The sequence below is a fragment of the Mycoplasma sp. ATU-Cv-508 genome, assembly GCF_004011945.1.
In the GTDB taxonomy this organism is placed as follows: domain Bacteria; phylum Bacillota_I; class Bacilli_A; order Mycoplasmatales; family Metamycoplasmataceae; genus RYZV01.
Window position 1 is genome coordinate 84,784 of the sequence record NZ_RYZU01000001.1, and the last position, 19,962, is coordinate 104,745.

At 44.3% G+C, this 19,962-nt stretch carries 10 protein-coding genes, 2 rRNA genes and 2 pseudogenes; all 14 read right to left on the bottom strand.

The features are described 5' to 3' along the window. Positions 1 to 216: 216 nt before the first annotated feature. Positions 217 to 942: a hypothetical protein gene (locus CSH31_RS00445; RefSeq protein WP_161565606.1), complete on the bottom strand. Its 726-nt coding sequence runs from the start codon at positions 940 to 942 to the stop codon at positions 217 to 219. Between the two features lie 137 nt (positions 943 to 1,079). After that, on the bottom strand, positions 1,080 to 1,502 hold the full coding sequence (locus tag CSH31_RS00450; protein ID WP_128008428.1) for a hypothetical protein: 423 nt from the start codon (positions 1,500 to 1,502) through the stop codon (positions 1,080 to 1,082). Positions 1,503 to 1,627: 125 nt separating this feature from the next. Then, positions 1,628 to 1,951 (bottom strand): DHHA1 domain-containing protein, encoded by a 324-nt coding sequence (locus tag CSH31_RS00455; RefSeq protein WP_161565742.1) that lies wholly within the window; start codon positions 1,949 to 1,951, stop codon positions 1,628 to 1,630. Positions 1,952 to 1,964: 13 nt separating this feature from the next. Further along, entirely contained in the window at positions 1,965 to 2,234 is a 270-nt protein-coding gene (locus tag CSH31_RS00460) for a hypothetical protein (RefSeq protein WP_128008430.1), read from the bottom strand. A 31-nt stretch (positions 2,235 to 2,265) separates the two neighbouring features. Then, the gene (locus tag CSH31_RS00465; protein ID WP_128008431.1) at positions 2,266 to 3,066 is read right to left on the bottom strand and encodes an alanine--tRNA ligase-related protein; all 801 of its coding nucleotides are present in this window, start codon (positions 3,064 to 3,066) and stop codon (positions 2,266 to 2,268) included. Positions 3,067 to 3,088: 22 nt separating this feature from the next. Beyond that, a pseudogene (locus CSH31_RS00470) lies at positions 3,089 to 4,168 on the bottom strand (alanine--tRNA ligase-related protein); the annotation flags it as partial. 80 nt (positions 4,169 to 4,248) lie between these two features. Next, positions 4,249 to 5,364 (bottom strand): tRNA 2-thiouridine(34) synthase MnmA, encoded by a 1,116-nt coding sequence (mnmA, locus tag CSH31_RS00475; protein ID WP_128008433.1) that lies wholly within the window; start codon positions 5,362 to 5,364, stop codon positions 4,249 to 4,251. A gap of 10 nt (positions 5,365 to 5,374) precedes the next feature. Continuing rightward, a complete protein-coding gene (locus CSH31_RS00480) occupies positions 5,375 to 5,920 on the bottom strand; it encodes an MGMT family protein (RefSeq protein ID WP_128008434.1) in 546 nt (181 codons plus the stop codon). Positions 5,921 to 5,939: 19 nt separating this feature from the next. Continuing rightward, complete coding sequence (locus tag CSH31_RS00485; RefSeq protein WP_128008435.1) at positions 5,940 to 6,284, bottom strand: hypothetical protein; 345 nt, start codon at positions 6,282 to 6,284, stop codon at positions 5,940 to 5,942. Positions 6,285 to 6,400: 116 nt separating this feature from the next. Continuing rightward, on the bottom strand, positions 6,401 to 6,568 hold the full coding sequence (locus CSH31_RS04275) for a hypothetical protein (RefSeq protein WP_161565512.1): 168 nt from the start codon (positions 6,566 to 6,568) through the stop codon (positions 6,401 to 6,403). Between the two features lie 160 nt (positions 6,569 to 6,728). Then, positions 6,729 to 9,627: ribosomal RNA gene (locus tag CSH31_RS00490) — 23S ribosomal RNA — on the bottom strand. Positions 9,628 to 10,196: 569 nt separating this feature from the next. After that, positions 10,197 to 11,709: ribosomal RNA gene (locus tag CSH31_RS00495) — 16S ribosomal RNA — on the bottom strand. Together the 16S and 23S rRNA genes form the textbook arrangement of a ribosomal RNA operon. A gap of 217 nt (positions 11,710 to 11,926) precedes the next feature. Then, positions 11,927 to 16,142 (bottom strand): annotated as a pseudogene (gene rpoC, locus CSH31_RS00500) (DNA-directed RNA polymerase subunit beta'). Between the two features lie 2 nt (positions 16,143 to 16,144). Then, positions 16,145 to 19,759, bottom strand: coding sequence for a DNA-directed RNA polymerase subunit beta (locus CSH31_RS00505; protein WP_128008436.1), 3,615 nt, complete (start codon positions 19,757 to 19,759; stop codon positions 16,145 to 16,147). Positions 19,760 to 19,962: the final 203 nt, after the last annotated feature.

Genomic DNA, 19,962 nt, shown 5'->3' on the forward strand with positions numbered 1-19,962 from the left:
TGCCCTACAAGCTCGTCGTGAGCCCGTTTAATTAAACAAAACATCACTTCAGAAAGTTGCTGGTCAAGGTCTAGCGCTATTTTTAATGATGTTTAAGTGGGCAGAATTTTTAGGCCCTGAGAGTTTTTAGCTAATCAATCAGTTAGGTCCTGCAACCTAGATAGCGCCCGTAGTTTTACCGCTCTACTTAATAGTCCTTTTGGCAGAGCGAGCAATCTAACTAAAACGCGGGGCTGCTTCTAAAACCTTGTCTATTTTAACGGTGGAATAGCCAGCAACTTTGAAGGAGAAAGTTTTTTCAACGCCAGCGATTTTAAGTTCTAGTACAATCTCTAATTCACCAACTCCGTCATCGTAATCTAAGATAAAAACGCGGTGGAAAACGTTACGAAATTGAAAATAGTGGTCAATCCCTAAATCGCTAACGGACCAAAACTTCGTCCTAGTGAAGATGCTGGCCTTAACTTGATCAAGACTAGTTCATAACAGTGCATCGCTCGGAAGATGTTGAACGACTTTTTTCAAAATTTGCTCAGGATCTTCCGTTTTAAAACCTGATATTTGGACAAAGTTGAGAAACTTTTTAACCACGCTTGAACCTTGGACGGCTTCAATTCTAGCGACAACTCTGCCCGAAACGTCATCGCAAAATGTGATGACAAAACCAAAATCTGCGCCGAGAATTTTTTCGCTACCAAACCTTTCGGATAATGAAAGCGCTAAATCGTCATTAAAAAATTTGTCAATTCCCAGTTGAGAAGCGCTGTAACGCTCGCCTTCTCGAAATGATAGCGTGCTAACATCGCTCAGCGACGTCTTAATAAAAATTCTTTCGGCTGCTTCTCCATCATCTCGATTGCCCACAACACCAGAGGCTCCGCAAGCCACCGTGGAAGCAATCGGCAAACTAACTAAGGATAAATTTGTGATAATTCAGGGCAATTTTCTCATTTTCATCTCCTGCCAGGGTGATTTTACCACAATTACTGCTACCATGACCAGTCTATTGAGATCAAAATACTCCATTTTTAACTATTTAACGTCAATTTGGCTTCCGGTTTGCGTTGGTAGCGATAACTTTATGAAAAATCAGCCGTTGAATTTTTTTTGATTTGGGTGGTTATTTTCAGGTCAAAGACCTGAGAACCGTCAGGATGGCTGGAAAGACCTGGTAAAAAATAACTGTCACCGACGTGAAAATGAGCCGGCGGTCGGTAAGTATTTTGAAAAACTTGCCGAAAACTTTCCCAGGCTAATTTTTTAGCTCAAGAAGTTAACTGACTGCTTTGAATGGCTTTGAAAACTAATTTAACTACCAGTTGATGCTCAGCGTGTAAACCGTCGGCGCTAGGAACTGAGACGATCAAATTGACTAATTTTGAATCTTGGTTAGACGAACTTTTTTCTGCAACTGAGCAAGCCGTTGCCAAAGCGGGCAAGAAAACTAACCCGCTCGGCAAAACAACTTTGGGCCTAAAAACTGCCGCGATTTTCTTCCACATTTGCATCAAAAACCTCTGGTGGTAAAACTTCGGTATTTGCGTTAATTTTACAATAAATGTAATTATTCGTAAGACTAAAACAAAATTGGTTTTAACTTCTCAACTAAAAAATCAACGGGACTTAACTAAGTTAAGCGGGAAGTGTTAATGATGCCCATCGCCAAAGTTTTTTGACCTCCGCCACGACCGCCGTACTTGGTAATTAACTCCGAGAAAACTCGCTGGCAGTCAAAAGTTTGCGAAGCAAGCGCGACTTTAGTGTTGCTTCCAACCGCACTGCCAACTATGATTAAAGCTTCGGGGTGCTCGCTGCGCAGACGGATTGCAAGCGATCTTAAATCAAACTGGTGATCAAAATCTAACTTGATAAAAGCTATCATACCTTGGTAAGTGGTAGTTTTCCAAACTACGTTAACCTTGGCCTGGCTGCGACGAGTTTTTTTAATTAATCGTTTGTAATCATTAGTTAGTTTTTTGAATTAACTCGGAAGTTATGGTTATGTCTTTTTCCAACGAAAAATTGGGTTGGTAAGTTGGCTCAAGCGTTTTTATTTTTGCGAGCAGTTGCTCGGCTTGGCTATGCATTTTAGCTCGCTCTTCCCGCTGGTAATTTTCAATGCTTTGGTGAGAAGTAATCGCTTCGATCCGGTAAACTCCCGAGCCTTTGGACTCGAGGCGAATAATTTTAAACCGCTCTATTTTTGCCGTGCTGCTAACGTGGTGCCGCCACAAAGTTCTTTGGAAATGCCAAAATCAACCACTCTTACGATTGAATCGTACTCTTCATGGTCAAGCGCCAAGCGCCCATAGCTAGCGCCTCTTCCTTAGTGGTTTCTAAGTAACGCCGCGGTCAATCTTGTTCAATGTAATCGTTAACTAACTGTTCAACGGCCTTAATTTGCTCGGGCGTTGGGCGGTTTGGATGGGGAAAGTCTAGTCTGAGACGCTGAAAATTATTTTCAGACCCAAGTTGGACGCTAGCGCCCAAAATTTCTACCAAAGCCTTGCCAAGCAAGTGGGTAGCTGAGTGGTTTTGAGCCGCTTTTTGACGAATAACCGGATCTACTTGCAAACGAACTTTTTCGGCTTTAATTGGCTGGTTTAAAACGTGAATGTGGTTTTTGTGCTTGTCTTTAAAAACGCTCTCTACCAAAACTCCTCCCAGCGTTCCCTGGTCGTGCTCTTGTCCTCCGCTCGTCGCGTAAAAAGGCGTCTCAAGCGTGGCTACCAACCATTTGTCGTCGGCCTGAGTTTGAAAAACCACTTGTGAATCGGCCTCTAAATGATCGTAACCCACAAAACGTGAAATTTTTTGAGTTGGTAAACTGGCTTGGTAACGAGCCGGGTTAAAACCCATTCTTGCTTTGCCACGCGATTTTTGCTGATGGGCCTGGGCTAATTGCTCAACTTGACCAAGGTCAACTTGAGCGCCGTGTTCATGGGCAATCTCCTCGGTCAACTCAAGCGGATAACCGTAAGTTTCAAAGAGTTTGAAAGCGAGCTGGGAATCGACTCTGTTTTGACGGGCCAGGTGGTTTAACAAAAGCGTTTGCCCGTCGGCCATCGTGCGGGCAAAAAAGCCTCTCTTCCCTAGCAATGATCTCAGCCACTTTGGCCACGCTCACCAGGTAGACCGGCAACGTTTTAGCCACGAGCCCAACTAATTTGTTCAAAAAATGCTCGGACTTAATCGCCAGTTTGGAGCCGGCGTGGTAAGCGCGACGAATTAAGCGTCTAATCACATAACCGCGCGCTGTGCGACTCGGAATCACCCCGTCTTCAATTGCCATCACGATCGCACGAATGTGGTCGGCAATAATCCGGTAAGCTTGGGTAATTTTGCGTTTGGCAGCGACTTTGGACCTTGGCTCGTAAGGATGGGGGCTAAGTTTTTCAACGGCGGCAATGATTGGCAAAAATAGGTCGGTTTCAAAATCAGTCGGTGCTCCCTGAAAAATAGCCGCTAGACGTTCTAAGCCCGCGCCGGTGTCGATCATCTTTTGACTCAGTTCTTGGTAGTTACCTTGACCATCGTTTTCAAACTCGGAAAAAACGATGTTTCATATTTCTAAGTAACGATCGTTTTCAATGTCTTCGCTCAAAAGTTTGGTGCCCTGTTTTTGGGGATCAAACATAGCTCCGCGGTCGTAAAAAATTTCCGTGTCAGGGCCGCAGGGACCTTGACCCAAATCCCAAAAGTTAGTCGCGCGACTGCCAGCCACCAAGTGGTCAGCCGAAATGCCTAGTTCGCGTCAAATTCGGTAAGTGGTTAAGTCTTCGCTATGGTAAGTAATGTAAATCCGCTGTTTAGGTAGTTTTAACTGTTTGAAAATAAACTGGTAAGCCAAAACGAGCGCTTCTTTTTTAAAGTAGCCGCCGATTGAAAAATTGCCGAGCATTTCAAAAAAGGTGTGGTGGCGAGCCGTTTTGCCCACGTTTTCAATGTCGTTAGTTCGAATGCATTTTTGAACTTTAACAAGGTTAGGTGATGGCGGATTGACTTGGCCAGTAAAATAAGGTTTAAGCGTAGCCACGCCCGAATTAATTAGCAGCAAAGAGTGGTCGCGGTGAGGGATTAGGGAACTAGAGGGCAAAACTAAGTGTTCGTGAGCAGCGAAAAAATCGGTTCACATTTGGCGGATTCGGTTAGCTGAGAGTTTTTGCATACTTTATAAATGTACCACTGCATTCTAAACTTGGCTGCCTAAAAAACGCTAATTAATAAGTCCTTAGGCAACTTAACAACTTAGAGCAAGTAGTTTTTAAGACCTTTCTGATCAAAAACTTGGTCAATTTCGCCAGCCCCTAAGCAAAGCGAATCGGCGTATAAAACGCATTGCTGACCAGGCGTCACAGCCCAGTGTCCGGTTGGGTAATCAACGCGCAAGCGGTCTTTTTCCCAAGTCAGCGAAACATCAACGCTTGAACTGCGATAGCGAAATTTAGCCTGGGCTTCCTGAGGACGGTAATCATCAACTAGTCAGTTAACTTTTTTGAGCGTGACGGCTTGGGAAAGTAAAAACTGAGAGTCGCTAAGCGGCGCGACGTAAAGAATGTTTCGGGTCACGTTTTTACCAACTACGTAGTAGCGCTCAGACTGACCACCCAAATTTAGGCCCTCGCGTTGACCGATGGTGTAAAACGCGACGCCTTGGTGTTGACCAATTTTTTTAAGAGTGGTTAAATCTACGATATCTCCGGACTTTTTGGGTAAATAATTCTCAAGAAAAAGCGTGAACTTTCGGTTACCGACAAAACAAATTCCCGTCGAATCTTTTTTGCTCGCGACTTCTAAACCAACTTGGCGAGCAATTTCACGTACCTTTTCCTTAGTGTAATCAGCCAGCGGGAAAAGTACATGAGAAAGCTGCTCGGCCTTGGTTTGAGCGAGAAAATAAGTCTGGTCTTTAGTTTGATCGAGTGGCTGGTGCAGTTGACCAGCCTGGTTACGGGCGTAATGCCCCGTGGCCAGAAACTGCTGATCGGGTCAGTTTTGGCGAATTCACTGCCAAAGTGCACCGAATTTAATTAAGCGGTTGCACCAAACATCTGGGTTAGGGGTGTAACCTTGCCGGTACCCTTGGATCAAATTTTGAAAAACTTCGTTTCAATACTTATCAACAAAATCAACTCGCGTTAATTCGATGCCCAGTTTTTGGGCGACTTTCAGCGCGTCTTGGTAATCGTTTTCCTGGGGACAATTTTGACTAGGAACTTTTAGAGCACTAACTTGGACTTGGTTAGCTAAATCATCCCAGTTGCGCATAAAAACGGCCCTGACCTCATGACCTTGCCTAAGCAATAGTCACGCGGCCACGGCTGAGTCTACTCCGCCCGAGAGGGCAATAACTACTTTTGCCATAACAGAAAAATTATACCGCTCTGGAAGCGGCAAAGCCGCGTTCAAGTTGCCACAAAAAATGCTTCATTTTGATCCCGCCGCGGTAAGATCCAACTTGGGTCAAGTTGGCGTGGGTAACCCGGTGGCAAGGCACAAGCAGTAAAAACGGGTTGTTGGATAAAGCGTTTCCGACTGCTCGGGCCGCTCGCGGCTGGCCAACTTTAGCGGCTAAAGCTTGGTAAGTAAGTAACTCGCCGCGGTGAGTTTTAACTAACTGGGCGTAAACACGTCGGGCGAAGGGAGAAACATTTTGCCAAGCGACTTTTTGCGCGTCCATTTTCGTTTTTCGGCCTTGGAAGTACTCATCCAGTCAATCACCAAAGTACTTAGTCTGCTGGCAGCAGCGGACTAGTCGGACCGGCTTTTTGAGGCGACTGAGAAGTTTTTTAAGTCTTAAATTTTCAATTGGATCTTGACCTGGAGCGATTACATCCAACAGACAAAGTTGACCGTTTTGCGTGACGATTAAAAAACGCCGGTCGGCAAAATTACGGATGTCAAAAAATAACTTGTTCATTAACTAAGATTTTAACGCTCTAAGCGCGCTGGGTGACAATTTCTAAGGTGACTTGCCCTTGATCGCCTTGAACTTCAAAAAGAACAACCGTTTGACCCACGTGGAAATGGTGGTTTTGGTTAAGTCAGTTGGTTAATTTTTCAAGGGCGCTTTTTTTAACCGGATCCGATAAAGCAGAGCTTTTTTCAATCGCTGTCTTTAAATCTTCTTCCAGACTAGTTTGGCTGAGCGGGTGAATTCCGTCGACTTGAGTGCGAACTTTGGCAGTCAAACTTAAATCAACGTGCGGCGCACAACTCACGACTTGGGTTGGTAGTCAAAAACCGCCCAAAGTTAAAATCACACCCCAAGAAAGTTTTTTCACTCCAACAGTTTAACTTATTCACGCAACATTTTTACAAAAATTGTAGTTTGAACGTTGGATATTTTTAAATTGTCAATTAAACTGAAAACTTAAATTTTTAAGTCAGTCTCAGAAAACTAAACTTTTTTCTCTTTGTCTTCTTGGTTAGCTATTTTGGAAATTCCGGGAGAAACTGGGTCAACTGTCTTTTGGTAAAACTGATCGTAATAAACCAGTCCAGCTACAATCGGGAAAACGGCGGTTGAAGTAGCGATAACTAGCAATGTTTTAGTAAACTTTTTCATGTTTTCCCCCTCGTTATTCTAATTATTATAGCATAAAACAACTAATATCCAATAAATAAATCACCTAACACCGGAGAAGTCCCAATAAAAAACTGCCCTCTCGGCAGCGCGAAGAACCTTCAAAACTGAATAGCTTCAAAATCAATCTTTTTCTAAACTTAGCGTTAAATTATTCAATTATTAGTACTGGTCAGCTCAATATGTCACCATACTTAAACACCCAGCCTATCAACCTCGTAGTCCACAAGGAATTTCAAGGAGTGCTCATCTTGAAAGAGGCTTCCCGCTTAGATGCCTTCAGCGGTTATCCTTTCCGTACTTAGCTACCCAGCTATGCCCCTGGCGGGACAACTGGAACACTAGTGGTACGTCCGTTCCGGTCCTCTCGTACTAGGAACAGCTTTTCTCAACACTCCAACGCCCACAGCAGATAGGGACCGAACTGTCTCACGACGTTCTGAACCCAGCTCGCGTACCGCTTTAATTGGCGAACAGCCAAACCCTTGGAACCGACTCCAGCTCCAGGATGCGATGAGCCGACATCGAGGTGCCAAACCTCCCCGTCGATGTGATCTCTTGGGGGAGATTAGCCTGTTATCCCCGGAGTAACTTTTATCCGTTGAGCGACGACCCTTCCACACGGAATCGCCGGATCACTAAGTCCTGCTTTCGCACCTGCTCGACATGTGTGTCTCGCAGTCAAGCACCCTTTTACCTTTACGCTCTACATATGGTTTCCGACCATACTGAGGGTACCTTTGAACGCCTCCGTTACCTTTTAGGAGGCGACCGCCCCAGTCAAACTACCCACCACGCACTGTCTCCCTTTTGGATAACAAAAGTGGGTTAGAATCCCAATTAAACAAGGGTGGTATTTCAAGGATGACTCCACGTTAACTAGCGTCAACGCTTCAAAGTCTCCCACCTATCCTACACATGTTTAACCAGAATCCAATACGAAGTTGTAGTAAAGCTTCACGGGGTCTTTTCGTCTTGCTGCGGGAAAACGGCGTTCTCACCGTTACCATAATTTCACCGAGTCCATTGTTGAGACAGTTGAGAGATCGTTACGCCTTTCGTGCAGGTCACCAATTAAGTGACAAGGAATTTCGCTACCTTAGAACCGTTATAGTTACAGCTGCCGTTCACCCGGGCTTCATATCAATGCTTCGTCGTATTTTAATTTTTGACTAACAAATCAACTTAACCTTCGGGCACTGGGCAGGCGTCACCCCCTATACATCGTCTTACGACTTAGCAGAGAGCTGTGTTTTTGGTAAACAGTCGCCCCTCACATTTCCTGTGGCTCACCGAAGTGAGCGCCCCTTCTTGCGAACTTACGGGGTAATTTTGCAGAGTTCCTTAACAATGGTTATCTCGCTCGCCTTAGAATACTCATCTTGGGGACGTGTGTCCGTTCTCGGTACGGGCTCACACGCGATTAAGTTAGAAGTTTTTCTTGGAAGTTTGGAATCGCTTAATTCGGTACTTGCCTAGACTTTCCCTATGCATCGTAACTCACGGTTATGCCGTGCGGATTTGCCTACACGACCCACTAATTACTTGCCCTAGAATCCGTTAACTAGTAAAGTTATCCTGCTTCGTCACTCCATCACTCACGCGGAGGTACAAGAATATCAACTTGTTGTCCATCGACTACGCCTTTCGGCCTCGCCTTAGGTCCCGACTAACCCTGGGTGGACGAACCTGCCCCAGGAAACCTTCCCCAATAGGCGTCAAGGATTCTCACCTTGAATCGTTACTCATACCGGCATTCTCACTTCTAACTGCTCCATCAGTCCTCACGGTCTGACTTCAGCGCGGTTAGAACGCTCCCCTAACGTACCCGTAGGTACCCGTAGCTTCGGTATTGTGCTTAGTCCCGTTACATTTTGGGCACAAAATTTCTTGACTAGTGAGCAATTACGCACTCTTTAAATGATGGCTGCTTCTAAGCCAACATCCTAGTTGTTTGAGAAACTTCACCACCTTTTTCACTTAGCACAATTTGGGGACCTTAGCTGACGATCTGGGTTGTTTCCCTCGCGACTACGGGACTTATCTTCCATAGTCCGACTGCATGGCAATCCGCTACGGCATTCGGAGTTTGATTATGGTCAGTACCTCTAGGTGAGGCCATCCCACATTCAGTGCTCTACCTCCGTAACTTAACACCACACGCTAGCCCTCAAGCTATTTCGGGGAGAACCAGCTATATCGAGGTTCGATTGGAATTTCACCACTAACCACAGGTCATCCAAGCACTTTTCAGCGTACTCTGGTTCGGTCCTCCACATGGAGTTACCCATGCTTCAACCTGCCCATGGTTAGATCACCTCGTTTCGGGTCTATGCCAACATACTAATCGCCCTATTCAGACTCGATTTCTCTACGGCTCCGCTTTTTACCACTTAACCTCGCATGCTAACATAACTCGCCGGTCCATCCTGCAAGATGTACGCCATCACACATTAACGTGCTCTGACTACTTGTAGGCTTTTTGGTTTCAGAATCTATTTCACTCCCCCTCCGGGGTTCTTTTCACCTTTCCCTCACGGTACTAGTTCGCTATCGGTGTCTAATGAGTATTTAGTCTTACCGGGTGGTCCCGGCTGGTTCAGACAAGGTTCCACGTGCCCCGCCCTACTCAGGGTACGACTAGGAGGTTGATGAATTTCGGTTACGGGGCTTTCACCCTCTCTGGCAGAGCTTTCCAACTCCTTCTCCTATCCATCAACTTTTTGACTCCGTGCTAGTCGCCCTACAACCCCGCCAAAATGACGGTTTGGACTATTCCGCTTTCGCTCGCCACTACTTACGGAATCACTTTTGTTTTCTTCTCCTCTAGCTACTAAGATGTTTCAATTCGCTAGGTATCGCTTTGTTCACCTATGGATTCAGTGAACAATCCTCAGAGATTAATCTGAGTGGGTTGCCCCATTCGGAAATTCCCGTTTCATAGCCTATGTCCGGCTCTACGAGACTTATCGCAGGTTATCACGTCCTTCATCGCCTATTAGACCCAAGGCATCCACCAAAAGCCCTTGTTTAATTTAAAGCCTATTGTTTAGTATTGCCGCGAATCAAGCTTGCGCTTGACTCTCGGCGAGATGATTTTATGTTTATCTTAGACGAAAAACTTTAGTTTTTGTGTTGTCTAAAGATTTACTTTGCTATTCAGTTTTCAAAGAACTTTAACTAATTTGAGATAACTAATTTTTAAATGAGAAAAGTTCGCTGTTTAGCGGTTTTCTTCAAGATGATTGACGCTAAACCAGAACTAAGATTAGTAATCTCGTTTTCCATTATACATGATTAAATCCGGGTAAATTGAGAAAATTAGCATTATTTTTTAGAAAATTGCCGCCGGATCAAGTTTTATGGTCGCGAGTTAAATACTGCCCCTAATTTTAGCCAGAATTAAACCCGGAAGTTCAACGACTTTTAGCTCGAAAAAACTCCAATAAAAAATGCCTCCCTTGCAGGAGGCGCCTTTAAAAGAACTTTCAAAACTGAATATAAACGTTTCCATGACACTCTAGTTAGATTTGTTTGTGAGATCAATTGCTAACTAAAGATTTGTGAATGTGTGTGATCTTGACGATCAAGATCGATTTGTACTCCGTAGAAAGGAGGTGATCCATCCCCACGTTCTCGTAGGGATACCTTGTTACGACTTCACCCAGTCATCAGTCCTACCTTAGGCGGCGATCTCCGAAGTTAATCTACCGACTTTGGGTATTACCAACTCCCATGGTGTGACGGGCGGTGTGTACAAGACCCGAGAACGTATTCACCGTAGTATGTCTGACCTACGATTACTAGCGATTCCGACTTCATGAAGTCGAGTTGCAGACTTCAATCCGAACTGAGACAAGTTTTCCAGTTTTGCTCCACGTCACCGTATTGCTTCTCTTTGTACTTGCCATTGTAGCACGTGTGTCGCCCCACTCGTAAGAGGCATGATGACCTGACGTCGTCCTCGCCTTCCTCCGGGTTACCCCGGCGGTCTCCCTAGAGTGCTCAACTAAATGTTAGTAACTAAGGATGAGGGTTGCGCTCGTTACAGGACTTAACCTAACATCTCACGACACGAGCTGACGACAGCCATGCACCACCTGTCACTTGGTTAACCTCCGCTATATCTCTATAGCATTGCCAAGGATGTCAAGAGTGGGTAAGGTTCTTCGCGTAGCTTCGAATTAAACCACATGCTCCACCGCTTGTGCGGGTCCCCGTCAATTCCTTTAAGTTTCACTCTTGCGAGCATACTACTCAGGCGGCTCGTTTAACGTGTTAACTGCGCTAGTGACTCTGCCACCAACTAACGAGCATCGTTTACGGCGTGGACTACTAGGGTATCTAATCCTATTTGCTCCCCACGCTTTCGTCCCTCAGTGTCTGTACATGACCAGTTAGTTGCCTTCGCCATTGGTGTTCTTCCATATATCTACGCATTCCACCGCTTCACATGGAGTTCCACTAACCTCTTCATGACTCTAGTATGCTAGTATCCAAAGCGGACTAAAGTTGAGCTTTAGGCTTTAACTCTAGACTTAACATACCACCTACGAACGCTTTACGCCCAATAAATCCGGATAACGCTTGCACCCTATGTATTACCGCGACTGCTGGCACATAGTTTGCCGGTGCTTTCTGGTGAGGTACCGTCAAACCGGAAGCATTTCCTCTTCCGGCTGTTCTTCCCTCACAACAGCAGTTTACAATCCTAAGACCTTCATCCTGCACGCTGTGTCGCTCCATCAAGCTTTCGCTCATTGTGGAAAATTCCCTGCTGCTGCCTTCCGTAGAAGTCTAGGCCGTATCTCAATCCTAGTGTGGCGGATCAGCTTCTCAACCCCGCTATACATCATCGGCTTGGTAGGCTTTTACCCTACCAACTACCTAATGTAGCGCACCCCATCTCTAGGCGGAGCAAACGCTCCTTTGATTAAAGTCTCATGCGAGACAATAACATATCCGGTATTAGCCGGAGTTTCCTCCAGTTATCCCAATCCTAAAGGTAGGTTAGGTACGTGTTACTCACCCATTTGCCGCTAAGTACAAGTACTTCGCACGACATGCATGCATTAGGCACACAGCCAGCGTTCATCCTGAGCCAGGATCAAACTCTCGTTAAAAATTGACGATCATGGTGTTTATATCCAGTTTTCAAAGAACTAAAAAAGTATTTGCGAACCGCTTGGACTTCTAAAAACTAAAGAAGACTAACCTTGGTTTCCGCTCACGCGGAACTAACTAATAATTCCAATCAGTTCAAGTGAGATTATACAAGAAAAATAAGTTTCAAAACCTATTTTTCGCTTAAAAAAACGCTAATTTGGCCTCAACAAAGGGTTAAATTTGAAAATAGTCGCGCGGATCGCGTAAATCGTACTTACCTCGCGGTGCAAAGTTGTGCGAACCAGTACCAGCTGGAATTTTATGCCCAACAATTACGTTTTCCTTTAGACCCTCTAAGTAGTCAACTTTATTAGCAATCGCGGCGTGGACTAAAACCGATGGCGTTTCCTGGTAAGAAGCCGCCGCTAAGAACGATTCAGAGAGAAGCGGGATTTTTTTAGCTCCGTTAATAACTACCTCTCCAAAAGCAGGTTTTTTGCCTTGACTAATTAACTGAGCGTTAACTTGCGGTAGGCGTGACTATCAACTAGTGAACCGACAAAAAAGTCTGAATCACCTTGTTCACTAATTAAAATCTTCATCAAAAACTGACGAACAATGATTTCAATGTATTTATCGGCAATCGCAATACCTTGCATGCGGTAAAGTTTTTGAATTTCTTTGAGAATGTAGTTTTGAACCGCTTTAGTACCGGCAATTTCCAATAGTTCGGTCAAAATGATCGGACCTTCAACTAGTTTTTGACCTGGACGCACAACTTGTTTACGTTTAACGCGAAGTCGACGGTTAGCGCTAACAAACTGGTATTGGTAAGTTTGGGGAGTTTCAAGTTCGGTTGTTTGAACTTCAATGACCGAAACGCCCGAGTCTTTGTCGTGGTTATGAATGCTAGTCACGACGCCGTGGGTCTTAGAAATAATCGCCTTATCTTCCCACACGTCTTTGGTTGTGTCAATTAGCTGCATCAAGCGCGAGAACCCGCCCGTAATGTCTTGCACGCCAGCCACACCACCGGTGTGGAAAGTTTGCATCGTAAGTTGGGTTCCAGGTTCTCCGATTGACTGAGCTGCTACGACTCCAACTGGTTCACCAATCTCAACCACCCGGTCAGTTGCTAAATCTTTTCCGTAGCATTTTTGGCAAACTCCGTTGCGAGTTTGGCAACCAAATATGGAACGAATCTCGACTTCTTTGTGTTTAGCCTTGACAATTTCTTCGGCAATTTTAGCGTCAATTAACTGCTGAGCATCAATGATTAAATTGCCTTAGCATCGTGAATCGGCTTATTAGTGAAGCGGCCAACCACACGTTCAGCTAAAGAAACTATTACCGATTGGGTTTGCGTTTCAACTAGGTCTTTTACAACCGCGCCAATGTCAGAGCCGCAATCAACTTCGCGAACAACGATGTTTTGGGCTACATCAACTAGACGCCGGGTGAGGTAACCAGAGTTTGAAGTATTAAGAGCCGTATCAGTTAGTCCTTTACGGGCACCGTGGGTAGAAGAGTAAAACTCGTAAGCTGTTAGACCCTCTAGGAAAGAAGACTTAACCGGAACTTCGATCGTTGAGCGAACAACGACTTGGTTTTTAACGTATCCCCGGCGCATCTTTTTACTGTTGGACATTAGTCCCCTTAGACCAGCAAACTGGACAAAGTTGGACATGTTTCCACGCGCTCCCGATTTCATAATCATAAAAATTGGGTTGGTTGGGTGTTGATCCATGATGTTAGTCAAATCTTTTTGAATGTCGTCTTTAATTTGCGACCATTTTTCAATCGCCAACTTATAACGCTCGTCGTTAGTAATCACGCCCTGGTTGTACATTTTTCAAAGCGAGTTCACGTACTGGTCGCCCTCTTTAATTTTTACGTCCTTAATTGGTGACTGCATAATGTCTGAAGCGGCCATCGTCACGCCTGAAACAGTTGAGTATTTAAAACCTAACTCTTTCAAGTTGTCAAGAATTTTAGCAACCCCGTTAGTGTAATCAAACCAAACTTTTTCCAGCAGTTCAACTTTTTCATCTAGTTCAAAAATTCGTTCGACTCCCTGGTTTTGCAAAGTAATGCGGCGGTTAACTTCTTCAAAACGTTGGCGCAAAATCAAAGACAAAGTTTGAGCGTGAACGTGGTTAAGTTGGCGACCACTATAATCTTTTAACTCGGCAAAAAGCATCACGGTGTCGTAGTAGTTACCCACGTTAACTTGCTTAATCACCTGAGATAAGTCTTCCTTACTAATCGCTGAAACGTACTTGTCAAAAACGTAGCGAACAATTTTGGCAATATCCTTTTTAGCGAGCGGTACTTGCGTTGGCAGCTCTTGAATGTACTTACGTAAGTCGGTGCCATAACGTACCACGTAAGGGTTAGTGCGCTGATAAATGTCAAAAATGCTGTTATCAAAAATAAAATCAAAACTAGCCGGGAACGCTTGGTTAAAAATGAATTTACCAACCGAAGCCACCAAGTAAGACTTTTCGTCGTAGTGGTTAAAAAGCGACTGCTTTTGTACTTCGACAAGCGGCAGAGCCACTCGAGCAGATAAATCCACGTGGCCTTGGTCGTAAGCTTTAATCATCTCGTCGTAAGATCGGTAAAAGTTTCCTTCTCCGCGTGCTCCGGCTTTTTCCTGAGTCAAGTAGTAAAGGCCGAGCACCATGTCCTGGGACGGATTAATAATTGGCTCACCATCTTTAGGGCCAAGAATGTTTTTGTTAGCCAGCATCAGTTCGCGCGCTTCGCGAACCGCTTCGGGTGCAATTGTAACGTGAACCGCCATCTGGTCACCGTCAAAGTCGGCGTTAAAAGCAGTGGTTACGAGCGGGTGCAGCATAATCGCTTTACCCCGAACTAAAACCGGTTCAAAAGCTTGGATTGATAAACGGTGAAGCGTTGGCGCCCTGTTAAGTAAAACAACTTTGCCTTTAATAGCCTGCTCAACAAAAGGTCAAATGCGGTTGTCTTGCTCTTCAACTAGTTTTTTTGCGCCCTTAATTGAACTCGCTAGCGAGTGGTTAACTAGCCGCTGGATAATTCAAGGTTCAAAAAGTTTGGCTGCCATTTGACGAGGAATACCAACTTGGTGCATTTTTAGTTCGGGACCGACCACAATTACCGAACGACCAGAGTAGTCCACCCGTTTACCAAGTAGGTTTTGACGAAAGCGACCTTTTTTACCCGACAATGAATCAGAAAGCGATTTGAGCGGACGGTTGTCTTTTGACATAACCGGTGAAGGTTTTTTCCGACTGTTATCAATTAGAGCGTCAATCGCTTCCTGCAACATGCGCAGTTCGTTTTGAATAATTAAAATCGGCGCGTCATTTTCCTGTCACTTTTTAAGTCGGTTGTTTCGAATGATAATTCGGCGGTACAAATCGTTAATGTCTGAAGTAGAGTGACGGCCTCCATCAATTTGAATTAAAGGTCGTAAGTCGGCGGGAATAATCGGTAAGTTGTAAATGATCATTGATGTCAAATCTTGACCCGATTTATAAAACTTGTTCAAAACATCTAGACGTTTGTAAAGTTTTGATCGTTGCTGAACGAGTCCTGAGTACCAACTTTCGTTTTCCTTGATTTCGCGGGAAATCCGGGTAATTTGGGACTTGACTCGACGAATTGAGTTTTTAAGGTCAAAGTTTTTTAGCAGGTACTCAATCGCTTTGGCACCGGTACTAATTTTAGCCTTGGAATACTCGTGAATAATTTCGTTGAGTTCGTAAAAGTCAACTCCGTAATCTTGACCAAGTTTAGAACTAGCGGTTTGTTCAAGATCCTCAATGGAATCACTAATCTCTTGGTAAGCATCGCTGCCGACTTCGTAACGTTCACGCAACTCGAGCAAAGCATTGCGGTAAATGACTGCCGCTTGGTTAATTTCAATGATTTTATTTTTGGGCAAAGCTTTAATTCCGTCAGACTCAAGCACGATGTGGGAGCGGAAGTAAATGATGTTCTCAATTTGACGACGTGAGTGGTACTTTTCGGAATCTTCCGTTTTAAGTCCTAAAACTTTGGCAATGATTGAGTGGTGAATTGTAAAAAACCACAAGTGAACAACTGGCGAAGCGAGTTCAATGTGACCCATGCGACTGCGACGGGCTGATTTAGGTAAAATTTGCGGTTGGTAAATTCGACATTCATCGGTCTTTTCGCAAATTTGACCTTCGTTAGAACGTTTGTATTTCGTTCCACAAATCGGACATTTGTAATCGGTAATCGGCCCGAAAATGACCTCGTCAAAAAGACCGTTTTTCTCCGGTTTGAAAGATTTATAGTTGATCGTTTTCTGGTTTGGTCACTTCCCGTAAGATCAGTGTTTCACATCCTCGGGTTTGGCCAGCGATAAAGAAATGCTCAAAATGTCGTTTTCATGAACTTTTTGGTATTGTCTAGTTTGAATAATTGTTTCGTTTCTCATCGCTACTCTTCCTTCTTAACTTCGACGCCTAATTTGAGACACAGCCCGCGGAGCTCATAAGCGAGCACCGAGAATGATTCAGGGGTGCCCGGATTAGGTAAAGGCATACCGTTAGTTAACGCGTTATAAATCTTATTACGACCATCAATGTTGTCCGATTTGTAAGTTAGTAATTCTTGTAAAACGTTTGAAGCTCCGTAAGACTCAACCGCCCAAGCTTCCATTTCACCAAAGCGCTGTCCACCATTTTGAGACTTTCCACCAAGTGGTTGCTGAGTGATTAATGAGTAAGGTCCGACCGAACGAGCGTGCATCTTATCATCAACCATGTGGGCTAACTTAAGCATGTACATGACACCAACAGAAACTTTCTGGGCAAATTTAGCGCCTAAAATCGGATCGTAAAGATCAAATTTACCGTCAAGAGGCAAATTAGCTTCTGCCAGAGCCTCGTGTACATCGCGGTACTTAATTCCGTCAAAAACAGGCGAAACAAACTTAACTCCCAGCGCCTTAGCCGCCATGCCAAGGTGGAGTTCTAAAACTTGACCAATGTTCATCCGGGAAGGAACCCCTTGCGGGTTAAGCATAATGTCAACCGGTGTTCCGTCGCTTAAGTAAGGCATGTCCTCAACTGGTAAAATCCGTGAGATAACCCCTTTATTACCGTGCCGACCAGCCATCTTATCGCCCACTTTAATTTTGCGTTTTTGCGCGATAAAGACTTTGACGATCATTGAAATGCCGTCTTGCAGTTTATCGCCGTTTTCACGCGAAAGAACTTGCACATCAATGACAGTTCCGCCGTGACCGTGCTTTACCTTTAAAGATGTATCTTTAATGTTTTTGGCACGCTGAGAAAAAATCGCAGCGATTAGTTTTTCTTCCGGGGTCGGGTTATCTTCGCTTTTAGGCGAAATTCGTCCGACCAAAACATCGCCGGCTTGAACTTCTGAACCAACTCTGATAATGCCCGAGTCATCCAAATTTCGTTTAGCAAAGTTGGAAACATTAGGTAAGTCGCGGCTGAGCTCATCATCGCCTGACTTTGCTTTTCGAAACTGAATGGTTTGCTCTTCAATGTGAATCGATGTGTAAACGTCATCGCGGACAAGTCGTTCGGAGATAATAATCGCGTCCTCATAGTTGTAGCCGTTCCAAGTTGTGAAAGCAACCACCACGTTTTTTCCCAGCGCTAATTCGCCTTGGTCAAACGAAGAAGCATCGGTCAAAACTTGACCTTTACTAATTTTTTGACCTTCTTGCACAATTGGTCGTTGTGAAATTAATGTTCCTTGGTTAGAACGTTCAAACGTTCTTAAGTAGTAAGTTCGCACGTTCTTTTTGCCTTTGATTTTAATGACTTGCGAATCCACGTAGTTAACTTGCCCGTCTTCCTCAGCAATTTTGTTGTAAGCCGAATAGCGCGCAATGTCGGCTTCGGCTCCCGTCGCGATTAGCGGTGCCTCTGACTCTAAAAGCGGAACTGCTTGACGTTGCATGTTAGCTCCCATCAAAGCCCGGTTGGCGTCATCGTTTTCTAGAAAAGGAATGCAAGACGAAGAAATTGATGTCATTTGACGCGAAGAAACGTCCACGTAATTAACTTCCTTACGCGGAACAATGATGTAATCGCCGTCTTTTCGCACCACGATGTTAGCTTCCACAATCTGATCATCTTCGTCAACCGCGACCGAAGATTGAGCGAAAGTTTTACCTTTTTCGTCGCTAGCCGATAAGTAAATTGCATCGCGGATAATCTTGCCGTTTTCCACCGGGAAGTAAGGCGTTTCAATGAAACCGTACTGGTTAATGCGAGGGTAAGTGGCAAAGTTAAGAATTAGACCGATGTTAGGTCCTTCGGGAGATTCAATCGGACAAATTCGTCCGTAGTGTGTCGCGTGAACGTCGCGCACTTCAATAATCGCCGTTTCACGGTTTAGTCCACCTGGGCCGAGCGAAGTAATCCGACGTTTGTTAGCGATTTCGGCCAGCGGATTAACTTGGTCCATGAATTGGGAAAGCTGCGATGAGTTAAAGAAAGTTTTAAATTGGTTGTAAACAATTTTGTTATTGGTGATGTTTTTGGCTGTGATCTTATCAGGCTCGTTCGCCGACATTCTTTCTTTTGCACTTCTCTCTAACTTTGTCAAAGCGATTTGAAATTGGTTCTGAAGAAGTTCACCAATCGTGACCACCCGTTTATTGACAAGTGAGTCGGGGTCATCCTCGGTTCCAACGCCTTCAAGTAAGTTAAAGTAGTAACCGATTGCCGCGACAATGTCAGAAATAAGCAGGTGTTCTTCTTGCGAATTAGGGTCGTTCGCGATAATTTTAAGCGGATTTTTATTTTGCTCCATCCAAGATTCATTCGGGTAAACTTGCACCACGATAATTTGGTTCCGCTTAAGCAAATTAGGGTAAAAGTCAACTTGCTTGCCGTAAACATCGGTTGAAATTTCCGGAATATCAACCGTTGGCAAAACGCCTTCGTCAAACTGACTTTGAATTTCTTTGGCCAGTTTAAAGTCAATCGGAGTACCGGTTTTATAAAGCACTTTACCTGAGACTGTGGCTAAATCCTGGGCTAAAATGGTTCCTTCCAGGCGGTCAACCAAGTTGAGTTTCTTGTTAATTAAATAGCGCCCGGTTTTGAGCAAGTCGTAACGACGTTTGTTAAAGAGAAAGTTTACAAACAAGTTGCGACGGGATTCATTGGTGATCCGGTCGCCCTTTTTCAAAATTCCGTGCACATAATCAAGAGCGTCAATTTCGGTCTCCTTTTTATCTTTGCGGAGCGTTTCGGCTAAAACGGGTGTGGAACCAAAAAGCGACGGTAACTGGTCAAAAAATTCTTTTCAATTTTCTTTCTTATCTTTGCGACGGTCTTTTTTGTCGTACTTGTCAAACATTTTAACCAGTTCCGGACTAGTTCCGTAAAGTTCGGCAATCGCGGTTTTAGTCATTCCAAAGGCACGTAAGAAAGTTGAAAGCGAAACGTTGTTTTTGTCAATTGATACTTTGATATCGGACTTACTTTTAGTCACTTTGTGAAAAACTCGGATCCACATCCCGAGTTTAGGAATAATCTCCAACTTGTTAAAAAGGTCTTTGTCAGAGCCCTTACGAGCATCCATTTCAAAGTAAGCTCCCGGCGAACGAATTAGTTGTGAAACGACCACTTTGATTGAGCCGTTAACGACGAAGTTGCCGCCTTGAGTCATCATCGGCACTTCTCCGAACAAAACTTCTTGGGTTTTAACTTCGCCCGTTTCGTTGTCTTTACGACGCAAGGTCGCATAAACTTTGACGTTGAGCGTAGTTCCCTTTTGGCGAGCCATTTTAATCGCTTGGAATTCATCCTTGTACTTATCAAGACGGAGCGAACCGTCAACGTATTCAATTGTTAATTTCCCGTTGGTAGAGTCAATAGGGTAAATGTTTCGAAATGTTTCTTCTAGGCCTTTAGTTAAGAACCAGTGGAATGAATCTTTCTGAATCCGAACTAAATCCTCGACTGGATAGTGGTAGTTGTTGCGTGAATAATCACGTCGCTCAGTGATAGGACCAAATTTTCTCAGTTGATAAGAACGACTAACGGCGGTTTTTACGGGCATAGACTTCACTCTCTCCTCGGCGCAAGGTGGAACATAAGCGTTTAAATAAAGCCTTATTAGTATATCACAAATGTTAAATTAAAATATCGGCCAAATACTAAGAAAATTTTTTAAACTTTATCGGTAGCTTGGGCCATTTTTGACGGACCAAAAATTCAACTAACTAATCTTTAAAAATCGCTTAGTTTTACTAAATTTTCAAC